The following is a 20,758-nucleotide window of genomic DNA, read 5'->3' as shown; positions in this document are numbered from 1 at the left end:
TCAGCAAACAAAAAAGGACGTCATGCTTCGACAAGCTCAGCATGACGTCCTTTTTTGTTTTCCCTACCCCCTCGTTTATAATAAAGCTATAGCGCACAGGCTATGTGCCAAGCCTAGCGCGCAGGCGCGCTGCCGGGCACCAGGCTGATGGCGTAGCCGCCGCCCGGCGCGCAGTACTGCGTGAGCTTGGTCTTGTTGGTGACCGTGACTTTGCGAATGGCGTAGGCTTGCGGGTTCTTTTCGTAGTGGGCATCCTTGCCGTCGGCGTAGATGGTGGCCACGTACTTTTTGCCGGGGTCGAGGAAGCTCAGGTTGATGGTGGAGGTGCGGCCCTGCTCGTCGCAAGTGCTGCCCACAAACCAACTGCTCTTGCCCTTGGCCTTGCGGGCAATGGTGATGTAGTCGCCGGGCTCGGCTTCGAGCACGTGCGAGTCGTCCCAATCCACGGCCACGTCTTCAATAAACTGGAAGGCGTCGAGAAATTTATTGTAGGTTTCGGGCAGGTCGGCGGCCATTTGCAGCGGCGAGTACATCGTCACGTACAGGGCCAGCTGGCGGGCCAGGGTGCTGTGCACAAACGACGTATTCTTGGGGTTGTAGGCGCTGATTTTCGTTTGGAAAATGCCCGGCGTGTAATCCATCGGCCCACCAATGAGGCGGGTGAAAGGCAGAATAGTGGTGTGGTCCACGTTGTTACCCCCGAAGGCCTCGTACTCGGTGCCGCGGGCGGCCTCATTGCCAATGAGGTTGGGGTAGGTGCGCGCCAGGCCGGTGGGGCGCACGGCCTCGTGGCCATTGACCATGATTTTGTACTTGGCCGCCTCCGTGATGGCGTAGAGGTAGTGGTTGTTCAGCCACTGGCCGTAGTGGTGCTCGCCGCGCGGCAAGATGTCGCCCACGTAGCCGCTTTTCACGGCGCTATAGCCGTTGTCGGCCATGAATTTATAGGCCGCGTCCATATGCCGCTCGTAGTTGCGCACCGAGCCGCTGGTTTCGTGGTGCATGATGATTTTGACGTTTTTACTGGCTGCGTAGCGGTGCAGCTCCTGCACGTTGAAGTCGGGGTAGGGCGTCACGAAGTCAAACACGTAGTCCTTGCTTTGGCCAAACCAGTCTTCCCAGCCGGTATTCCAGCCCTCTACCAGCACAGCGTCGAGGTGGTGCTGGGCGGCGAAGTCGATGTATTCCTTCACGTGGGCGGTGTTGGCGCCGTGCGTGCCGTTGGGTTTCAGCTTGGAATAATCGGTAGAATCCAGCTTGATATTGCCGCCGTCGGTGTACGACCACGTGCTTTTGCCGGTAATCATCTCCCACCACACGCCCACGTACTTCGTGGGCTTAATCCACGATACATCGGGGTATTTGGTGGGCTCGTTCAAGTTCAGCACCAGCTTCGACTCCAAGATGTCGCCGGCCCGGTCGCTCACGATAACCGTGCGCCAGGGCGAGAGGCAGGGCGTTTGCAAGTAGCCTTTGTTGCCCTGCGCATCGGGGGTAAGGTGCGATTCGAGCACCATGTTCTTGTCGTCCAGCTCCAACGACATGGTCGAATAATCAATCAGGGCCGCCTCGTGCAGGTTGATGTACAGGCCATCCTGGCTCTTGAGCATGAGCGGGGTTTGCAGGCCGGTGGGCGAAAACGTGGTTTGTGAGGCATTAGGCGTCACGGCCGTTTTCATCAGGCCGCGCACCTCCGACAGCTTCGAGGTGGTAGTGCTGTATTCCTGGGTGTCGTAGTCGCCAGGCAGCCAAAAGGCCTTGTGGTCGCCGGCCAGCGCAAACTGCGTGCGCTCCTCCTTCACCACAAAATAAGCCAGTTCAGGCTGCTTCGGAAAGTCGTAGCGAAAGCCCAACCCGTCGTCGAACACCCGAAAGTGCAGCAGCATGGTGCGCTTGGTGGCCGCCTGCGTAAGCGTCACAGTCAGCTCGTTGTAGTGGTTGCGAATGGTTTTTACCTCGCCCCATACCGGCTGCCAGCTTTGGTCGAAGGCCGTTTTTTTAATATTGGCCACGGCAAAGCCGCTGGTTAAGCCCTCCCCCTGCTTCAAGTCCAGGCCCAGTTTGCTGGGCTTGATAACGGGGCGGCCCTTGTACGTGAGGCTGTAGGTGGGCACGCCACCCGCTTGCAAATTGAAGGTGAGCGTGAGCTGCGAGTTAGGCGATTTGATTTCTTCGGCGCGGGCGTGGAAACCGAGCAGGCACAGGCAAAAAACCGTGAGGGCCAGGTTGGCGGGTCGCCAGCGGGTAGAGAGGGGGTAGGCAAACAACTTCATCAACGAAAAAATGAACGTGGTAGAACTGAACAGCAGGAGCACCCTGGCTTAGTCCTCAACCAGCCCACGGGCACCGGGCATTAGCTAAGGACTAGCCGAAAAGTTCGGCAAGTTCGCTCAGCCCAGTTCAGCAGGCCACTGCGCAGGGCCTTGGCTTCCGTTCGACCTCGACCTAGTTGGCTACTTTTTCGCTTCTAACCAACCCCTGTGGTTTGGTACCCCGTGCCGCGGTGTCATATGCGTGGCTCATCCGCAGGCCCTACCCCCCTGCCCATTGCCGACGCGCCCCTACCCCCTAGTTTAAACGCGGGGCGTGGGCTGGCTGCTCAAGCCCCGCAGGGCCCGCAAGAGGGCCGCGCCGGCGGGGCTGCCCCACCCGGTGCAGGCGTCCCAGCCCACGCGGGCCGTGAAGGCCCCGTTGGAACCACTGGTAACGTCCCGCACGCCCTGGCCCCGCAGCGAGCCGTAGAGCAAGGGGTTTAGAAAGCCCACTGGCTTAGGGAGCTGCTGGTTGAATAGCGCCAACAGGCCGGCCCACAGCGGGGCCACGGCGCTGGTGCCCCCAATCACCGTATCGACCCCGTCGATGCGCACTTGGTAGCCGGTGGCCGGGTCGGCATCGCCCGCCACATCGGGCACGCCCCTGCCCGCAAGCGGCGGCCCACCCGGGCGCAGCGCCAGGTCGGCTTGGTAGGTTGGGGCGGCAAAATGGGCGCTCACACCCCCACCCGTAGCGCTGTCTGGCCCCGCATTCCAGACGACCTCGCGGCTGATGGTAGTGCCCTGGCCCACCAGGTTGGTGCCGCCGCAGGCAAGCACAAAAGGGCTAGAGGCCGGAAAATCGACGTGCGGCTGGCCGTCGCGCACGCCATCGCCCGAGCCGTTGTCGCCGGCGGCTACGCACACCGTTATGCCCAGCAAGGCCGCCGTTTGAAAGGCTTGGTTGAATTGGTCAAGGGCCTGGGTAGTCCAACTCGATTCGGCCGAGCCCCAGCTGATGGAAAGCACCGTGGGCCGGTGCACTTTGTCGTGCAGCGCGGCCGTAATGGCATTGAGAAACCCTTGCGACGTATTGGGCGCGAAGTACACCACTACCTGCGCTTGCGGGGCCACCGCAGCGGCCACTTCAATATCAAGCAGTACTTCGCCGTCGGCGCTGTCGGCCGTGGTGGGGTGGTTGGTGGCCCCGTCGATGCGCACTACTTGCACCGTGGGCACGCCCACTAAGCCCAGCCGTTTGAAGTAGGCCGCCAGGTCGGCGGGCCGGAAGCCGCCGCCAAGCTCCACAATGCCAATGCATTGCTTTGCCCCGGTGGGCCCAGCCGGAAAGTCGTAGAGCCGAGCCAGCTGGAGCGGGGTATACGACTGATTGACTGCGTGCGGGTGGGCAATGCCCGGCTGCGGTAGGCGCTGAAAGTGCGGCTTCGCCTGTGGCCGGTTATCAAGCCCAAACACCCCTTCCACAATACTACCCAGCTCGGCCGGCACCGACAGGGCCCCTACCCGCCCCCGGTAAGTACCCTCGGGCGTGTGGTATTCGCGCAATGACGTGCCAAATGCCCCGGCAAAAGCGGCGGCGGTGCCCGCTAGCTGCACGCTGCGCTCGGCGGCGCTGGCGTGCACCACGGCCAAGCCATGTGCCTGGGCAAAGTGCACTACCTGGTTTATATCGGCCGGGCTGGCGGCAAATTGCTGCTCAAGCTCCTCGCGGCTGAGGTAGGTGCGGTCCTGGGGCGGGCAGTCTGCTAGCTGCCCCCCGGTGGCGGCTTCGCTCAAGTCGGCGCCGGCGCGCAGGCGCACCGTCACTTGCAGGCGCTCTTGGGGAGGGGTAGGGGTACCGGCCTGGGCGTGGGGTAGGGCGGTGCGGGCCGAGCCCGGCAATTCAATACGGGAAGCAGGAGGATTCATAAATCAGTTGACAGATTTAGTAATCGGGTTAGGCGCTGGTACTACTCAACGTATTCGCAGCCAGTTAAGTACTTGGTTTTACGGGCAAACTACTGGGCTAGATGCGCCCTCAGAGGCCCGCGGTGGCCCAGGCGCAGTTGCCGCCGCAGCCACCTAGCGCAGCAGTAGCAGCCAGTTAAGTAGCGTGTCTGGCAGTAGTTGGCCGGGGCGCGTGGGGCTAGCGCCGCTGCACGTGGCTGCGCCGGAGCGCTGAATACTTGAAAATCAGTGCTAACACTGATGTAGTAGGCTTGCGGCTACCTCTACCTTAGTGGTACCCTGAAGGAAGGCGTATGGGCCTAGTAGTTAGAAAAATTACTGTACAACAATGCGTAGCACTAGCAGCACGGTTGATAGCCATTCAACTGATACAGACAGCGGTAGAAAAGCCAGCGCTACGCTGGTTTTTGTTGGCAGCTCATAAGCCGGCAGTGGCGGCACCGGCTGGTAAACCCAGTCAGCGCTATTACACCTAAAACCTTGCTAAACAGCCGGGCCATCTACCACACGCTCAAAAGGCGAAGGCATAGCTGTGGCCAAAATAACCACTTGAATACCCACCACCAATCACTTAATCCTCCTTTCATCATGCCAGAAGTTAAAATGGGTGACGCCTATAAAATCCTTTCGGACGTCAAAAAGCAAGCACTTGGTATCAGCGACACCATGCCGACGGGCTTGCCCGGAATCATTATTTCCTTCCTGCCTACCGGCGAGCCCATCAACCCGGACGATTTTACGAATCCCTGGAAGCCCAATATGACTTCCCCCACCAACGTGCAGCCGCCAGCGCCGGCCCCCGCCGCCGGCGCCGCCCCGGCCGCTGGTGCGGCTCCGGCCGACGGTATTCAGGATACTTCTGACATTGGCAAGCGGTACGAGAACCTGTCGAATACCTGCACGCTGGTCGATAAGAAGCTGATGATTAGCGAGAACTATCAGGCCATTGAAAACGGAGCATCCATCAGCCAGGCGTGGGAAATCATCATCGACGGGGCCAACGTGATGCCCCTACCCCCCGAACAGGAAGCGTTTCAGAAGCAGCAGCGCGACAAGTACCTGCCGCGCCTGCGCAAAACCATTAAGGATGACGACGGGGGCGATGTAGACGTGGATACCAAGGAGTACAAAGCCTACAAGGACTACGAAAAGAAGTACAACAACGCCGTTCGGACTTACGCCAACATTTACCTGGCCAATATGAGCAACCGCCAAACGGCGCAGCTCTGGGGCGTGATGGGTAAAACCTACGTATCGGACGTAAACGATGCCTGGGACGAATGGATGAGCTTGGGCTACAAGCAGTTTATCGAAGAAGCCAAAGACAACCTGGCTGCCATGGGCACCGATGCCGCGGCCCACATGATTGCCGCCGCCAAAAAAAAGTTTGAAGCTTACCGCGTAGCCACGTCGGGGGTAATCCCCGTGACGAGCCAATACGTAGAAATATTTCCCAGCAACTGGGCCCAAAAAGACAACATAGACGGCTGGACTACCTATTCTTACGATAGCAGCAAGTCGGTTACGACCAACACGGTCGAAACCACTTCGGCCAAGGTGTCGGGCGGCTTCTGGTTTGTCAAGGCCCAGGCTTCTTTCGACAAGCGCGAGGAGCATACCGATACCAACACCGACCAGCTGACGGTTTCCTTCAGCTACGCCCTGGTGGAAATTAGCCGCCCCTGGCTTGATACCCTGATGTTTGACTTGGGCAACTGGTTTTTGGTGGGCAACCACCCCAAGGCATCCATCTCAAACGGTAAAATGGACCAAATAACCCGCCCTGAAACCGGCTCGGATGCGTGGCTGCCTATCATTCCGCAGTACATGTTTGTGATTAAAAACCTGGTTATCAACGCCTCTAACATCCACGACAGCTTCGATAGCGTGAGCACCAGCGCCGGCGGGGGGGGTAGCTTTGGCTGGGGGCCATTTAGCCTGGGTGGTAGCTACAGCCACAGCAAAGACTCGAAAACCTACAAGGCAGAAAAAACCGACGAGGGCATCGTAGTAAAAGGCGCCCAAATTCTGGGGTGGGTAAGCCACCTGGTGCCCGTCAGCCCCAAAATCGACGCGCCCAAAGACGCGCCCAAAACCGATACTGCTGCTACGGGTGCCGCCACCGGTGCTGCTACCGGCACCCCCGCCGTGCCCCAAGTACCGCAGGCGCCACCTGTGCCGCAACCCGCTTAAGAGCCGTCAAAAAAACTACGGAAGGAGCCTGCTTTTGGCATGGGCAGGCTCCTTTCGCATTTCTTCTTTTTAGATATTCTGCGATGGCTATCTCCCTAGACTCTCTTTACGCGCCCGTCAATGATTTTTTCTTGAAAAAATTTCAGAGTACTGACGGGAGTCCGATGCTGTTTCGGTTTGACCAGTACGGCATTAAGATATCGGATGAGGACTACGACCCGGCGGCGCACAACGTGCAGGAGGTATTCTCGGACCTGGTTAACCGGATGCCGATTTTATCGACCGATGCGGCAACGGTCATTTTCATCGATAAGCCGATTGATGAGTATTACCACCAAATAATCTTGAAGCCCTCGCTGCCTAGCCTACCCCCCGGCGCCGACGAGAGCACCCGCGAAAGCCTGCAAAACACCTTCGCGAGCCTCAAAAATGAGGCTATTCGAGATTATGAGGATACCTACTCGCAGGCCCGGGGCGGCGGCACGGGCGGGGAGGTGGTATCGGCCGCCGTGCCCGAGCTGTTCCGGCTCTCCACCCCTACCCCCCGCAATTGGTATGACCGCACCAACGCGGAAATTTGGGAGAAGTATTCGTTTTCGATAACCGACGACCCGGCCAAAGCGCCCCCTGTCTCTCAGCCAGTTGCCCCCAAACCCCTGTGGAAACTACGGCTGAATGACGCCCAAATGGCGCAGCTAATGCCGGCGCTCGTGGCGCCCGAGCCCGTGAAGCCCACCGTGCTGCTCAACAATGTGAAGCTTGCCCGCTTAAATGCCTTTTCGATGATTCAGCCCGTGGCGGCCGCGGCGCCGGCTCCGGCCGCAAAGCCCGCTATCGCCAACATGGCTTTCCACAATGTGCTGGCACACGGCCTAAATGCGCCGGTTGCCTTAACCACGGTTAAGCCGGCGCTTCAGGCCAACGCGCTGCTGCTCAACTCGGTGGAAGGGACACCTACCCGCACCCCGGTCCAGCAGCGCTTTCATAGCGCCTTCGACCGCCTGCGGCTGCTCGACAAGATTAACCTGACCAATGCGATAAAGGACGTGGCGCCGACGCAGCCCGTTTCGACCAATACCATCAACATCAACTTCGACTACTGCCTGGTGCGGATTGACCGGGGCTGGTTTTCGAGCCTATTTGTTGATAACCGCAATTGGTACATTCCGGGCTACAAAAGGGGCGAGCTTTCGGCCAGCGAAGGTGGCTTGGCCGTGATACCCAGCGCCATGCTACTGGTGAAAAACCTGCGCCTGACAGCCAACTGGTCCGGCGACGACCTCAATAACATCAAAGCAGCCACGGCTTTCGGGCCTTTCAACGTGGATGCCCAGCAAGATACCAGCACCGACGTCGGCCACGACGGCATCCAGGTGGTGGGCTGGCTCTTGCAAAAGCTCCCTACCCTCCCCTCCAACGACCCGCCCAGCTAGCCGCCGGGCGGGCTTTTTCTAGGCTGCGACTAGCTGTGAAGCAAGCATTAAGGCGCATGCAGGGCAACCCGCAACTTGATTTTTATTCACCCCAATTTCTCAGACCAACATGGCAAATACCGACCAGCAGGTTAGCACCTCGTACGATGTTATGTTAGAGCCCCAGCCCGATAAGCTTAGCTGCTGGGCGGGCTCGATGGCCATGCTGGTGGGCTACCAGCGCCAGCAATCCGTCACGCCAGAGTCGCTGGCCGAGGAAGTAGGCCGCAGCCTGCGCACGTCTTACGACTGGGACATGCTTGAGGACGTTAAGGACCATTTTGGTTTTCAAGACATTGACCTGCCCAGCAACGCCAGTTTATACTTCTCGCCGCAGCAGTGGGCCGATTGGCTGAGCCAGTACGGCCCGCTGTGGGTGACTGTGGTGGGGTCGCCCTCGCACGCCATCATCGTCAAGGGCATTCAGGGCGACCTTACGCCGGAAGGCACGACCGTTGACATCCTGAACCCGTGGGACATCAACACGGCTTTCGACGGCGATGAGGTCGATTTTAATCCGCCAAACTATGGGCTGAGCTACACCCAGTCTTTTGCCGATTTTACGGCCGATTTTGGCAACTTGGACTTAGCCGACTACGGCTCCTGGCGGGTGCTATACCTGCCTGCTAATTAAGCATTTCCTCACGTGCGTGCATGCTACAATCCTCCCTTATAGGCGGTAGCGCCGACCTGGCCGCAGTGGCCGCCGGCGCACGCCGCATTCAGGCCCCCGAAAACTCCGACGCGGTGGCCCGCATTCAGCAGGCGCTCATTTGCTGCGGGTTCGAGTTGCCCTCGTCGGGCATTGATGGCCACTTTGGCGACGAAACCGGCCGGGCCGTAGTGGCCTTCAAAACTGCGCGCAACCTCTTCCCCAACGACCCCGTGGTGGGGGTGGGCACCACCGCTCGCCTCGACCTCGAAGTGGCCTACCTCGAGGGCGTGGAGTGCGAGGACGTGTTCGAGCAGCCGCCCATCCTGGCCAGTGATTCGTATTTTGGGGGCATCTTGGACAACCTGCACCCCGACCGGGGCATTCCAGACAAGATTCTGCGCTTTTTTGAGCTGTCGGATGAGTTCTGTTTTCCGCTCTCGCCTTTGTTTGGCACGCAAGTATCCAGCTTGTTAGGCCGGTTGGTAGAGCCAAAATTCAAGGATGACTACTGCCAGCTGCAAGCGCCGTGCACCACCAACGATTTCTTCGACATCGCCAATTCGCCCCAGCCCTATACCGATTTTTTGCGGACCCACAACCCGGCGGTGCCCGAGGCCACCATTGTGGCGACGGGCAGCAGCGTGCGGCCCGACATCATGCGCCACAGCGCCAACTTGCCCGATTGGTACGAGATTAAACCCTTGTCGCCGAGCGGCGTAACGGAATGGCTCCTCAAGGCCCGGCAGCTAAACGCTAATTACTTGGGCACGTTTCCGTATTTGCCCGGCAAGCGCTACAACCCCAGCCGGGAGATTGAGTTGGGGACGTTTTTTACGATAGAGGGCGAAAACCTTCAGATTTTCATTGAGCCGAGCCGCCCGGCGCTGGGCATGATTCTGTACCGAATCTGCGTGCGGGGCGACTACGTGAAGTACTTCAACCGGGTGCGGCTTACCGCGGGCATCCTGGCCATATTGGTGGCCCTCGCGCCCGAGCTGCTGGCCGTTGGCGCCACAGCGGCCGAAGTGGCCGCATTCGTGGAAACCATCACGGCCCTGGCCGCGCAGGTCGGCGCCGTGCTGCCCGCCCTCACGCTCGCCCTTTGAGCGCCTCAGTAGTACCCAGCCTAAGCTAGCTTGAGGGGGGTAGGCACCGGCAACAATCGCTGCCGCAGGGGCCTACCCTCTTCCTTTTCTTCGCACCCGGCCGCCGGCTGGCGGGCAAAGCTGCCTCAGGGTGCCCAGCCGGCTTTTTGCAGAAACTTGACCAAGCGCGGGTCGTTGGCCGACAGCGGGGGCAACCAGCTATCGACCCGCGTGCGCCGCCACCACAGGCCCTGGGCATTGCCGGGCGGGGCAAACGCGTACCGGTACCGCACGGCCCGAATGTAGCGCGGCGGCCGGCCCGGAAAGGGGTTGCGGGCAAACAAGCTGACGGCGCCGGGGTCGTTGTGCAGCAGCTTCGAAACCAAGTGCAGCGTCCAAGGATAATCGGCGGGCGAGGCCATGGCGGCAAACCACATCTGCCAGTCTAGCCGCAACTGGTAGGGCGCCACTTGCGGCGGCCGCTGGTCGAGGGCCACTGGCAAGCCTCGGTAGGGGTAGGCTTGCCAATGCGCGCTGTCACTGGGGTTTTCGTCCAGGGTGCCCTCAAATACCACGTTCAGCCGCTCCTGGCCCACTGTGCCGAAGGCGCCGTAGGTATTCACCAGTTCCAGGGGGTCGAAGGAAGTATTCATAATTTGCCCCGGCGATAACAGATTGAGGGCCGGCCGGATGCTAAGCAGCGCGATAACGGCCGTAACCACCCAAGCCGTTGTGCGCCCGCCCCTACTCTCCTCGGCCTGCGCCGCCGCATTGGCCGCCTGCTGCACGAGCCGCGCGGGTAGTAGCCGGGCCCAAAAGCCATCGTCGAAGCACGCCAGCGCGGGCAAAATCGTCAGCCAGTTTAAGAAGGAGAGGTTGCCGCTGAGGGCGATGGTGAGCTGAAACAGCACCATTATCCCGCCTGCCGCGTGCCGGGCCAGGCGGGGCCCAAAGGCAAACAACGGCGCCACTAGCTCGGCCAGCCAGTTAAACCAAACGCCCCCTCGCAGCGCGGAGCGGGGCAAAAAATGAAACCACCGGCTCAGCGGCCCCGGAATAGGCTGGCTTTCGAAGTGGTAATAAAGTGCGGTGCTGTTGCGCCATATCGCATCGCCGCGCACCTTTATCAAGCCAGCCCCAAACATTACGCGAAACACCAGCCACCGGAATAACACGAGGATAGGCAGCGGGGGCGCATACCGCGGAAAGGGCCGCCCATCGAGCAACGGGCACAAAAAGATGGCCAAAAACCCGGTTTCGGTGAGCTGAATTTCCCAGCCGTAGCCGTACCACTCCTGGCCTACGTGCACCAAGGAGAGGTAGAGCATCCAGAGCACGGCCAGCAGCACGGCGTTGGCGTAGCCGGCCAGCACCACGCTGGCTAGGCCCAGCCCTACCCAGGCGGCGGCCAGCAAGGCAGCATCTGAATGCCCCAGCCAAAATACCGAGGGTAGGCGCGCAAACCCCGCGCCGGCCGAGCCGAGCGCCGTGCTCACCTGCTTCAGGTACAGCCCGACGGGCAAGAGCCCCTTGGCGCCAATCAGGGGGATAACTTGGTTAATCGCTACCAGGAACGCGACTGCATAGAGCGCGCCCAGCAGCCGCAGCAGTACAAAGCGGGTGAGCCAGTAGGTGGGCGGGCCAGGGTAGGCGGTAGCCATGGGGGGTAGGGCACTGGTGAAAGAGGCCTGGCGCGGCTGGCGTCGCCCCTACCGCGCGGGAGCTGAAGGATATAATTCCGTGTGCAGAGGGTAGCTAGGGCGCGGGCGTGGGGGTAGGCGCCGACTCGGGAGGGGCGCAGTCGCAGAGGATTTCGCGGGTAGCCGGCAGCACTTGGTAGTTGGGTTGCGACACCTCTTTCATATACACCACGGCGAGGTGGCGCAGGGGCGGGTGCGCGGGGTTTTGCTGCCAAATGCGGAGCAGGTAGTTGCAGTAATAGGGCCGCATCCACGCATTGCTGACGAATAAATAATTCTCAGAATACTTGCGCCAGCGGTCGTTTTTGAACAGCGACACGATGGCGGCAGGCTTAGCATACGTTACGGGCGCGCCGCCGCGGTTCAGGTCCAATACTCGGCCGGTGGTCGTGGTGCCTTCTAGCACGTACCAGCCATCATCCTTAAACACCGCCGGGGCAAACATGCCCCAGTGCTGGTCGATGCGAAACAGGTAGCCAAACCAGCGCGTGGGCTCCGACATCCAGCGCCCCGGTTTGCCGGATACGTCGTCGAAACTCCACCAGCATATATAAAATAATAAGCTGACGACCAAGGCTTCCCGCACTTGGCGCAGCAAGGCTACCCGCCCGGGCACTGCCGGGCTAGTACGCTCGAAGCGTAGGCGCCAGGGCACTTGCAGGGGGGGTAGGCGGGCCTGCCAGCGCCGGGCCCGCGCGGCGTGGGGCGCCAGGCGCGGCGCGAGCCAGTCGAGCGCCACCGGTGGCAGCAGGCCCAGCACCGACACCATATTGATGACAAAGAAAATACCCACAAACAGCGTGAGGCTGATGCCCAAATGAAACCCAAATAATACCCCCAGCACCAACAGGCGCCACCACCGCACCCCAAACGGGATAAACAAGGCCAGCGGCAGCAGCAGTTCGGTGTACCAAGTAGCGAAGGTGAGGAAGCGCAGCAAGTCGGGGTGCGGGTAAAGCAAGCGGCCGCCGGGCAGCAGCAGCTGGTCGAGGCTGAGGGCGTAGTAGAGGGCCGTGCCGTCGTGCTGCCATTCGGGGCCGCGTTTGAGCAGGGCCGTGCACCAGTAGAGCAGGGCCAGTTGCACCACGTAGGCCACGGTGGCGGCGCTGGCGTAGTCGAGGCGGGCGGGGAGCGGCCGCCCGCCCGCATCCCAAGACCAAACCCGGCCCCAGGGTAAGAAGAAGCCCCAAAACAAGAGCATCCGCAGCAGGTCGTCGCCGCCCTGGCCAATCAGAGGATTGCGGTTTTGCAGCGACACTAGCAATACCCACGAGGCCAGCGTGGCCAGCCGCGTGTGGTAGCCCAGCAGCAGCGCACCGGCCACTACTGCCGCCAGCCCGAACAATACCGCCTGCACCTGCCACAGCCCACTGGCGCCGTGCAGCGAAAACTGATAGGGCGTCCAGGCGTGCTCCAGCACCGCCGAAAACGGCAGCACGCCCATGTTGGCGTAGTGGGCCTCTAGGTCGGTGCTGCGAATGGCTAAATCGAGCAACACCACGGCCGCCGTGCCCATGCGCAGCAAGGCCAGCGCCCGCAAATCGAGCACAAACGGCCGCCGTGCCACGGCCCACAGGTGGTGCCAAAACGAACGATGCCTCACAGTAGTCATATACAAAATAAGGCGAAAAAGCGGCCGGGAATCCCGACCGCTTTTTCGCCTTGCAGAAGCCATTAGAGGCCGCAAACCTTACTGCGGGCTGCTGCTCGTAGTCGAGCCCGAGGTGCTACCCGACGTGCTGCTGCGCCGCCCCTTTCCCTTACCCGAGCCCGAGGTGGTGCCGCCGCGCTGGCGGCCCGAGGTAGTGGTTCCACTGGTAGAGCCCGCGGTGGTGCCCATGTCTCCAGTGCCCGAGGTAGTGCCGTAGGTAGTGGTACCGCTAGTAGTGCCCGAGGTAGTACCCATTGTGGTGGTGCCACTCGTTGTGCCCGCCGTAGTGCCTGTGGTGGTCGAGCCTGTGGTGGTACCCGTCGTCGTGCCCATCGTGGTCGAGCTTGTGGTGGTACCAGTAGTAGTTTGTGCTTGGGCGGCGGTTGAAATTAAGCCTAGGCCCAGCAAAAATGTGGCCGCACGTAGCGACGCTAAAAGCTGATTTCTCATAAGATGTAAGGAAAAAGTGCCGTTACTTAGTGGCCAGTGGTGTTACCCTTCGTCGTAGTACCCGTAGTGGTAGCGCCGCTGGTGCTACCCGTGCCACTGGTACTGCTGGCGGCGCCGGCCGTTGAGCCAACAGTAGTGCCGCCAGTGCTCATGGTGCCCGCGCCGGTGGCGGCCGTATCGCTGCTTACACTGCTGCTGTCTGCCCTGGCAGCGCCGCCCGTGGTGGTGCTCGTAGAAGTATCGGTGCTGCTGTTGCCGCAGGCGCCCAACAGCGTGGCCCCGAGAATCAATGCGGCCAACGAGCCGAAAGATTTTAGCTTTTGCATGGGGTGGAGCTACTAAATGGTAAGGAAAAGAAACGGCTTGTTATACGTTTGGCTTACAGCGATAACTGATGCGAATATTACGTATTTTGCCCAGAAAATACGTAGTGGTAAATACGAGAAATCGTTTTATTTGCTGCGCAGCCCCTACCCCCCTCCCACTGGCTAGGGCTTACGTGTGGCCGGGCCGCCTCGTAGTAGCTTGCAGCCAGTTGTTCACTTCCTTCTTTTGTCTATATGCTGCGGCTGGTGGTTCTTCTGTCCGTATTGCTGCTGGTAGTTCGCCTACTGGCCGCGCAGCCGGCCAGTAGGCGAACTACCCCGCCCTACGCCGGCCACCAGTGCCCTGCGCCAGTGGCAGCTGTTGCAAGCCCACCCCGAGCGCACCAAGGAGCAAGTAGGGCTACTGTCTAAGCTGGCCGATACCATTCAGGCCAATGATGTGCGGGCGGCCCGCCCGGTGCGGGTAGCTGCCCTCCGTTTAGCCCACCACATCGACTACCGCAATGTGTTGGCCGAGGCGCTGCTCAACATGGCTGACTACCACGTGCAGCTGGCGCAATACGACTCGGCTGCTACCTACCTGCGCCAGGCCGAGCAAGAGTTTAAGCGGATACGCGACCTGGGAGGCGAAGTGCGCTGCCTTGGCCGGCTGGGCCGCATTGCCGACCAGCAGGGCGAGTTTGTAGTCAGCCTCGACTACACTTTTCGGGCCCTGGCCCTGGCTACTACCGGCAATACCCGTCGCTTCAATACCAGCCTCAAAATTCAGCTGGCTACTACTTATGCGCAGGTCGGTGACTATGCCGAAGCTCGCCGCTACCTGCGCCAAGCGCAGTGGACGGCCAAGCACTGGGACTACCCCGACCGCCTCAACCTCATCTGGGGTGAGCTAGGCGAGGTGAGCCGGCAACAGCACCAATGGGCCGCCGCCCAGGAGTATTTTACTCGTAGCATTGCCATCAGCCGGCGCCTTGGCGAGGCCCCCCATGTGCTGGCCATGCAGCTTAACCTGGCCCGCCTGGCCGAAGACCAAGGGCGGTATGCCGCCGCCGCCGCGCAGGGCCAACAGGTGCTGGCTCGCATTCAGGCGGCCCACTTACCCCTGCTGCTACCCCCTGCCCAAGCCCTGCTGGCGCGAGCGGCCCTGCACCGGGGCCAAGTAGCCCAGGCCGTTGCCTATGGCCGCCAAAGCCTGCGCGCCAGCCAGGAAGCTAGCCTACTGGTGGGCATCCGCGAGGCCAGCGCGGTGCTGGCCGATGCCTACACCCGGCAGCGGGCCTACGCGCTAGCCTTAGCTGCTCTGCGTCAGTTTAATAATGCCAACGAGCGCTTGGTAGGAGAAGCTACCCGCCGCCGCACCGCCCTGCTGCAAGTAGGCCAGCAGCAGCGCGAGCAGCAAGACCAGATTCGCCTCCTCACGCAGCAAAACCGCCTGCAAGCCCAAACCCAAGAGCTAATTCGGCTGCGCGCCCAGCGCCAGCTTATCGGCCTGAGCGCCCTCACCTTGCTGGCGCTGCTGCTGGCTGGGGGCGCCCTGTGGCAGTACCGCCCGCCGCCGCCAAGCGCAGCGCGAAGCCGCGCTGCGCACTCAAATTGCCGCCGACCTACACGACGATGTGGGCACGCTACTCTCACAAATCAGCCTGCAAAGCAGCCTGCTGCAAGAAGGCGTGGCGGATGCCGATGGCCAGCGGCGGCAGCTGGGCCAGATATCGGAGGCCAGCCGCTCGGCCGTGCGCCAGCTCAACGACGTAGTTTGGAGCCTCGATGCCCACAACGACACCCTACCCCAGCTGCTCGACCGCCTGCGCGATTATGCCTACGAGGTGCTGGCCCCCAGCGGCTTGCACATCAAGTTTGAAGTACCCGAGACGCTGCCGACCACGCACCTGTCGCTGGCACTGCGCCGCAACTTATACCTCATTTATAAGGAAACGCTGCACAACGTACTCAAGCACGCGGCTGGGGCCTCGTGGCTGCGCGTGCGCCTGTCGCTCGAAAGTAGCCCCAGCCGTTTACTACTGGAAATTAATAATGAGGTGGTGCCGGTACTGGCCGCCCACCCCACTGCGGTACCCTACCAGCGGCGCAGCGGCCACGGCCTGCGCAACATTACGCAGCGGGCTGTGGCCGTAGGCGGCACCGCCGAGTGCGGCCCGCAGGCTGACGGGAGCTTCCGCGTCAGGGTACAGTTCCCCTTATAGCAAGCTGCCTTGCAGTTGTTTGCCGGCCGGCTCACACGTAGTTATTCCGGCGGTACGCCGCCTCGTTATGGCTTGTTGCTGAATGGTCTTAAAGCCTTGAAGCATAGCAGCCATAATCAAAATAACAGCCAGGTTTTCAGCTTAGCTGGCGGCACTTGGCAGGCTGGCCATTACTTGGCTCCCTACGGGGCCAAACTGCTGCAAAAGATAGGTGTAGAAGGCCGCCGTATCTACGTGTTTGGCCACCTGCACCCAATGGCCAGAACCGGGCTGGCGCAGGGTACGGCCCGCCTGCGCGCCCGTTGCCACCACTGCCAGCTCCAGCGTTTCTACCTCAAATGCCTCGGGGATAGCTAAGTAGCTTGTGGCCAGCACATCCCACATAAAATATGTGTACTCGTAAGTTGGAATAGTAGCTACGGTGGTGGCCCAGAACTGCCCCGCCAAGTGGCTAAGCGGCTGGCCTGCTTGTGCCGCCAACTGCCGCAAAAACGCCATATTCACTGGTACTTGGTTGGTTACATCCAACGGAATAAGGGTTAGGGGCAGCTCATAAGTAAGCAGTTGCTGGGCCGCCAATGGGTCCCAAAAGACATTCCACTCGGCGGTTCCATTCTGGTTATAGGTGCGCACATTGCCGGGTACATCCACGGCGCCGCCCATCCACACCACGTGCCCAATGCGGCTGGCAAGGCGCGGCTCTAGGGCCAGCGCTTGCACCAGTGTGCTGCACGGCCCCGTGAGCAGCACCGTAACCGGCTGGCTAGCAGCGGACAGCTGCGCGCACAGCACTTCTGGGCTGGGCCGCAGGTCGGCCCGGCCCTCGGCGAGGGGAGGTAGGGCCAGCAGCCCCGGGAAGGCGTTGAGCATGCGGGGCTGCGCGCGCCAAGCCGACGGAAACGCGTTTATCCCGTAATACTGCCCTACGCTTACGGGTACTTGCGGCTGCCCCAGCAAGTGCAGGAGCTTGCTAGTCGTTTCCAAGGCCGCCTCGGGGTAGCAGTCGGCTGGCGTAATCGAGACGCCGAGCAGCTCTACCTGGGGCATGGTAAGCAGTAGCAGCAAGGATAAAAAGTCATCGACCCCGCCATCGTGGTCGAAAAGTACTGGCAATTGAAGAGTTGAGTTGGCCATAGTAAGGCAAGCAGAAAGCGCCCGCAAACTTAGGGCTTGCCCTACGCAGACCGCCTACCCAAGCTGTCTAAGCCCAGGCTGATAATTACTAAGCTAAATAAAACTAAAAACAAGATTATTAGTCCTTTAGGCTAATAAACAGTTTGTTACTAACTTCCCAAGCCTGGTACTTACCCTACCAAGCTACCAGCTAGCCTGCGGTGCCAGTGGTCGCAAAAACTAAGTAAAGTGCGGTCAGCATTAATTGCTTATATAGATTAGCTGTCAGCAATGGCAAAGCGTTGCCAACTTGGCTGGTGCATTAAGCTATTAACTTTCGCAACGCTCTTCCTCAATGATGCGCGGACGCGAGCAGCCCACGCGTGCCTACCCCCGCCTTTAAAATGGAGGCACCTTTGCCGTTGCTTCCGCCTCCCACTTTTTGAGTCTGCGTAGCCTACACTTCTATTCGCAATGCACAAGTATTTATTCTTGCTTGCCAGTTTGGCCAGCCTACCCGCGCTGGCGCAGCAAACACCCAAAAAGCCACTCGACCACTCCGTCTACGACCAGTGGCAAAGTATAGCCCGCCAGCGCATCAGCGACAATGGCAAGTACGTGCTGTTTCAGGTGAAGCCGCAGCAGGGCGATGCCACGCTCTACCTCAAAACAACTGGCAACCAGTCGCTCCGGCAAATTAGCCGCGGCGACTCGGCGCTATTTACCGCCGACTCCAAGTTTGCAGTCTTCACCATAAAGCCGCGTTACCAAGACGTGCGCCAGGCTCGAATTAAGAAGAAAAAGCCCGACCAAATGCCGCAAGATTCCATCGGCATTTACACGCTGGCGACGGGCAAGCTCACCAAATATGCCAACGTTAAGTCCTTCCAGTTGGCCGAGGAAGCGCCCGTACTGGCCTTCTTGGCAATGAAACCTGCGATAAAGGATTCGCTTAAAAAAGCGCCCGTTGATACCGTCAAAAAAATTACTGACCGGCTGCTCGAAACGAAGAAAGAGGGCGCACCGCTCACCGTTATTAGCCTAGTTACCGGTAAGTTGCGCACGTTCGAAGCCGTAACCGACTACCAGCTCAGCAAAACGGGCAACCGAGTAGCATTTGCGGTAGCCGCACCCAAAGATAGCAAAGCACTGAAGTCGGGCCTCTTCGTGTACAACTTGGCTACCAGCAGCTTGCGCCAGCTAAGTGGGGGTAGGGGCGTGTATAAAAATCTGGCCTTCGACGATGCGGGTCAGCAGCTGGCTTTCACCGCCGAAAAACACCCCGAAAAGGCGCTGGTCAAGCCTTTCAGCCTCTACTACTCCGACTTTAGCAGCGATAGCGCCCGCTTACTATTAGCGCCGAGCGCCAGCGTGCTGAAAGCTGGCTGGTCACCAAGCGGGTTTGGTAAAGTACTGTTCAGCGACAACGGCGAAAAGCTGTTTTTTGGTACCGCCCCCGACCCCATTCCGCAGGATACTACCCTGGTTGATTTCGAGCACGCGAAGCTCGATATCTGGAATTACAAGGACGACTACCTGCAGCCCATGCAGCTGAAAACCCTCAAGAAGGATTTACAGCGTAACTACCTGGCTGTCATATATCCCAAGCGAGCTAATAAGTTTATTCAGCTCGAAGACGAATACCTGCGCGATTCATACATGGCCGAACTGAATAATGCCGAGTATGTGCTGGCCGTGACCGACACTGCCAAGCGCGTCGCTATGCAATGGGAGGGTAACACGCTGAAGCAAGCATACTTAGTTTCGACGCGCACCGGCGAGCGCCTAGCCATCAACCCCAAAGCAGCCAAAAGCCGGTTTCAAATTTCCCCCTCGGGCAAGTACGCAATTTGGTACGATTACACTTCCAAAAACTGGTTCTCATTCACGACTGCCACGCACAAAACCACTAACCTGACTGCCAAAGCAGGGGTAGTATTTGCCGACGAGGAAAATGACTCGCCCGACGACCCGCAACCTTACGGCATCGCCGCTTGGACCAAAGACGACGCGGCCGTGCTGGTCTATGACCGCTACGACATCTGGAAAATAAATCCTCAAACCGGCACGGCCACCAACTTTACCAATGCCGTAGGGCGGCAGCACAAACTGCGGTTCCGCTACAGCATTCCAGTCGAAAAACAGAAATTTATTGAGCCAAAGGATGAGCTGTGGCTGCTCGTGCAAGACGACAGCACCAAGCAATGGGGCTACTATAAGAAGAATATTGCCAGTATGAAAGCACCCCAACGGGTAGTACTGGCGCCCATCGGCTACTCGGCATTGATGCAGGCTAAGCACGCCGATGTATTGGTATACACCAAGTCTAACGTGCGCCTATCCGCCGACCTGTACACTAGCCGCGACTTGCTTAAGGAAACTAAACTAAGCAGCATCAATGCTCAGCAGAAAGACTACAACTGGTTCACGGCGGAGCTTGTGCACTGGACCACGCCTAAGGGCTATCCTGCCACTGGCGTGCTGTATAAACCCGAAAACTTTGACCCTACCAAAAAATATCCAATGGTGGCGTATTTCTATGAAAAGCTATCCGACGGCTTGTATAAATACACTGCCCCCGCTCCTACCCCCTCGCGGCTCGATATCGCCTTATTTGCTAGCAATGGTTATTTAGTCTTCACACCCGATATCAGCTATACTATTGGCGAACCTGGTCCATCTGCCGTCGAGTTTGTTAATTCGGGCGTAGAAAGCCTGAAAAAAAACGCCTGGGTTGATGGTACACACATTGGTTTGCAAGGCCAGAGTTGGGGTGGCTACCAAGTAGCCTATCTCATTACCCAAACCAATATATACGCAGCAGCCTGGGCTGGGGCACCCGTTGTAAATATGACTTCCGCTTATGGAGGTATTCGCTGGGAGTCTGGTCAGAGCCGGCAGTTTCAGTACGAGCGTACCCAAAGCCGCATCGGCGGTACGCTCTGGGAGAAGCCCGAGGTGTACATCCGCAACTCTCCTCTTTTCTCCCTACCTAAGGTACAGACGCCAGTAGTCATTATGTCCAACGATGCTGATGGAGCCGTGCCCTGGTACCAAGGCATCGAAATGTTCACCGATTTACGCCGCCTCAACAAGCCTGTATGGCTATTGCAATACAATGGCGAAGCACACAACCTAGTGAAACGGGAGAATCGCAAGGATATCTCAATCCGGGAGCTACAATTTTTTGACCACTATCTAAAAGGCGCGCCCGCTCCTGTGTGGCTAGAAAAAGGTGTGCCAGCCGTAGAAAAAGGCCGTAATTGGGGCTTAGAAGTATCCAAGCAGTAAGTTAATGCTATAGCTATTTCTTAGCAAAGGCAATAGCTATAGCAAAAGCTGATTTATTCTGTTCCTCAAAGAAATAACTCAATAGCAGAAAGTAAAACATGTTTTACTTTCTGCTATTGAGTTATTTCTTTAATGTGATTCGGCAAATCTTACTCTATAGACTTCTACAACAAAATAGAGTAGGATACTAAATAATGTATTAATATTGGTCAAACTAAACCAATTTATGTACTTAGAAAGGTAGATATACAAACAAGTGTACTCTAACTAATTAAAGCAATTAGAATAAGAAAAGGATAACCAAGCAGATATTTTTTGCCCTATACTCAGATTACTTGAGGCCACAAAATTAGTTTACTCTACACTAGCTAATAGCAGTAAGATTAACAGGGGCAGCA

The 20,758-nt window shown here is 59.0% G+C and carries 13 protein-coding genes and 2 pseudogenes; 9 read left to right on the top strand and 6 right to left on the bottom strand.

All coding sequences use genetic code 11. The features are described 5' to 3' along the window. Positions 1 to 113 precede the first annotated feature (113 nt). Both GO988_RS00070 and GO988_RS00065 read right to left on the bottom strand, forming a co-directional pair. Positions 114 to 2,273: a glycoside hydrolase family 97 protein gene (locus GO988_RS00070; RefSeq protein WP_157561505.1), complete on the bottom strand. Its 2,160-nt coding sequence runs from the start codon at positions 2,271 to 2,273 to the stop codon at positions 114 to 116. Positions 2,274 to 2,573: 300 nt separating this feature from the next. Beyond that, positions 2,574 to 4,181, bottom strand: coding sequence for a S53 family peptidase (locus GO988_RS00065; RefSeq protein WP_157561504.1), 1,608 nt, complete (start codon positions 4,179 to 4,181; stop codon positions 2,574 to 2,576). Positions 4,182 to 4,808: 627 nt separating this feature from the next. Between GO988_RS00065 and GO988_RS00060 the strand changes: the two genes are divergently transcribed. The 4 genes from GO988_RS00060 (at position 4,809) to GO988_RS00045 (ending at position 9,646) form a co-directional block, all read left to right on the top strand. Next, complete coding sequence (locus GO988_RS00060; RefSeq protein WP_157561503.1) at positions 4,809 to 6,413, top strand: hypothetical protein; 1,605 nt, start codon at positions 4,809 to 4,811, stop codon at positions 6,411 to 6,413. An 83-nt stretch (positions 6,414 to 6,496) separates the two neighbouring features. Beyond that, the gene (locus tag GO988_RS00055) at positions 6,497 to 7,846 is read left to right on the top strand and encodes a hypothetical protein (RefSeq protein WP_157561502.1); all 1,350 of its coding nucleotides are present in this window, start codon (positions 6,497 to 6,499) and stop codon (positions 7,844 to 7,846) included. A 109-nt stretch (positions 7,847 to 7,955) separates the two neighbouring features. Next, entirely contained in the window at positions 7,956 to 8,519 is a 564-nt protein-coding gene (locus GO988_RS00050) for a papain-like cysteine protease family protein (RefSeq protein ID WP_157561501.1), read from the top strand. 20 nt (positions 8,520 to 8,539) lie between these two features. Next, the gene (locus tag GO988_RS00045) at positions 8,540 to 9,646 is read left to right on the top strand and encodes a peptidoglycan-binding domain-containing protein (protein WP_157561500.1); all 1,107 of its coding nucleotides are present in this window, start codon (positions 8,540 to 8,542) and stop codon (positions 9,644 to 9,646) included. Between the two features lie 125 nt (positions 9,647 to 9,771). Here GO988_RS00045 and GO988_RS00040 read toward each other — a convergent pair whose 3' ends face one another. The 3 genes from GO988_RS00040 to GO988_RS00030 all read right to left on the bottom strand — a co-directional run bounded on the left by GO988_RS00040 (position 9,772) and on the right by GO988_RS00030 (position 13,426). After that, positions 9,772 to 11,286 carry a lipase maturation factor family protein gene (locus tag GO988_RS00040; RefSeq protein WP_157561499.1) on the bottom strand — a complete coding sequence of 505 codons (1,515 nt, stop codon included), beginning with the start codon at positions 11,284 to 11,286 and terminating at the stop codon, positions 9,772 to 9,774. A gap of 94 nt (positions 11,287 to 11,380) precedes the next feature. After that, positions 11,381 to 12,937 carry an HTTM domain-containing protein gene (locus tag GO988_RS00035; protein ID WP_232341321.1) on the bottom strand — a complete coding sequence of 519 codons (1,557 nt, stop codon included), beginning with the start codon at positions 12,935 to 12,937 and terminating at the stop codon, positions 11,381 to 11,383. Between the two features lie 78 nt (positions 12,938 to 13,015). Further along, the gene (locus tag GO988_RS00030) at positions 13,016 to 13,426 is read right to left on the bottom strand and encodes a hypothetical protein (RefSeq protein WP_157561498.1); all 411 of its coding nucleotides are present in this window, start codon (positions 13,424 to 13,426) and stop codon (positions 13,016 to 13,018) included. 36 nt (positions 13,427 to 13,462) lie between these two features. Here GO988_RS00030 and GO988_RS00025 point away from each other — a divergent pair, with 36 nt between their 5' ends. From GO988_RS00025 to GO988_RS24720, 4 genes and pseudogenes are all read left to right on the top strand, one after another. Next, positions 13,463 to 13,768 (top strand): hypothetical protein, encoded by a 306-nt coding sequence (locus GO988_RS00025; protein WP_157561497.1) that lies wholly within the window; start codon positions 13,463 to 13,465, stop codon positions 13,766 to 13,768. A 513-nt stretch (positions 13,769 to 14,281) separates the two neighbouring features. Beyond that, positions 14,282 to 14,821: pseudogene (locus tag GO988_RS24730) on the top strand (tetratricopeptide repeat protein); the annotation flags it as partial. Positions 14,822 to 15,368: 547 nt separating this feature from the next. Continuing rightward, positions 15,369 to 15,461: pseudogene (locus GO988_RS24725) on the top strand (hypothetical protein); the annotation flags it as partial. 24 nt (positions 15,462 to 15,485) lie between these two features. Continuing rightward, positions 15,486 to 15,956 carry a sensor histidine kinase gene (locus tag GO988_RS24720; RefSeq protein ID WP_394351219.1) on the top strand — a complete coding sequence of 157 codons (471 nt, stop codon included), beginning with the start codon at positions 15,486 to 15,488 and terminating at the stop codon, positions 15,954 to 15,956. A 141-nt stretch (positions 15,957 to 16,097) separates the two neighbouring features. On the opposite strand, the gene GO988_RS00010 is transcribed toward GO988_RS24720, so the two are convergent. Continuing rightward, positions 16,098 to 17,090: a nucleoside hydrolase gene (locus GO988_RS00010; protein ID WP_157561494.1), complete on the bottom strand. Its 993-nt coding sequence runs from the start codon at positions 17,088 to 17,090 to the stop codon at positions 16,098 to 16,100. Between the two features lie 453 nt (positions 17,091 to 17,543). On the opposite strand from GO988_RS00010, the gene GO988_RS00005 reads away from it, so the two are divergent. Then, on the top strand, positions 17,544 to 20,360 hold the full coding sequence (locus GO988_RS00005; protein ID WP_157561493.1) for a S9 family peptidase: 2,817 nt from the start codon (positions 17,544 to 17,546) through the stop codon (positions 20,358 to 20,360). Positions 20,361 to 20,758 lie beyond the last annotated feature (398 nt).

The organism is Hymenobacter ginkgonis (genome assembly GCF_009755225.1).
Taxonomy (GTDB): domain Bacteria; phylum Bacteroidota; class Bacteroidia; order Cytophagales; family Hymenobacteraceae; genus Hymenobacter; species Hymenobacter ginkgonis.
This window is presented reverse-complemented; position numbering and strand designations above follow the sequence as displayed.

Bases quoted from the DNA above. Each gene is read 5' to 3' on its own strand.
- GO988_RS00010 (WP_157561494.1), bottom strand. From the start codon at position 17,090: ATGGCCAACTCAACTCTTCAATTGCCAGTACTTTTCGACCACGATGGC.
- GO988_RS00060 (WP_157561503.1), top strand. From the start codon at position 4,809: ATGCCAGAAGTTAAAATGGGTGACGCCTATAAAATCCTTTCGGACGTC.
- GO988_RS00040 (WP_157561499.1), bottom strand. From the start codon at position 11,286: ATGGCTACCGCCTACCCTGGCCCGCCCACCTACTGGCTCACCCGCTTT.
- GO988_RS00030 (WP_157561498.1), bottom strand. From the start codon at position 13,426: ATGAGAAATCAGCTTTTAGCGTCGCTACGTGCGGCCACATTTTTGCTG.
- GO988_RS00055 (WP_157561502.1), top strand. From the start codon at position 6,497: ATGGCTATCTCCCTAGACTCTCTTTACGCGCCCGTCAATGATTTTTTC.
- GO988_RS00070 (WP_157561505.1), bottom strand. From the start codon at position 2,273: ATGAAGTTGTTTGCCTACCCCCTCTCTACCCGCTGGCGACCCGCCAAC.
- GO988_RS00050 (WP_157561501.1), top strand. From the start codon at position 7,956: ATGGCAAATACCGACCAGCAGGTTAGCACCTCGTACGATGTTATGTTA.
- GO988_RS00065 (WP_157561504.1), bottom strand. From the start codon at position 4,181: ATGAATCCTCCTGCTTCCCGTATTGAATTGCCGGGCTCGGCCCGCACC.
- GO988_RS00035 (WP_232341321.1), bottom strand. From the start codon at position 12,937: ATGACTACTGTGAGGCATCGTTCGTTTTGGCACCACCTGTGGGCCGTG.
- GO988_RS00045 (WP_157561500.1), top strand. From the start codon at position 8,540: ATGCTACAATCCTCCCTTATAGGCGGTAGCGCCGACCTGGCCGCAGTG.
- GO988_RS00005 (WP_157561493.1), top strand. From the start codon at position 17,544: ATGCACAAGTATTTATTCTTGCTTGCCAGTTTGGCCAGCCTACCCGCG.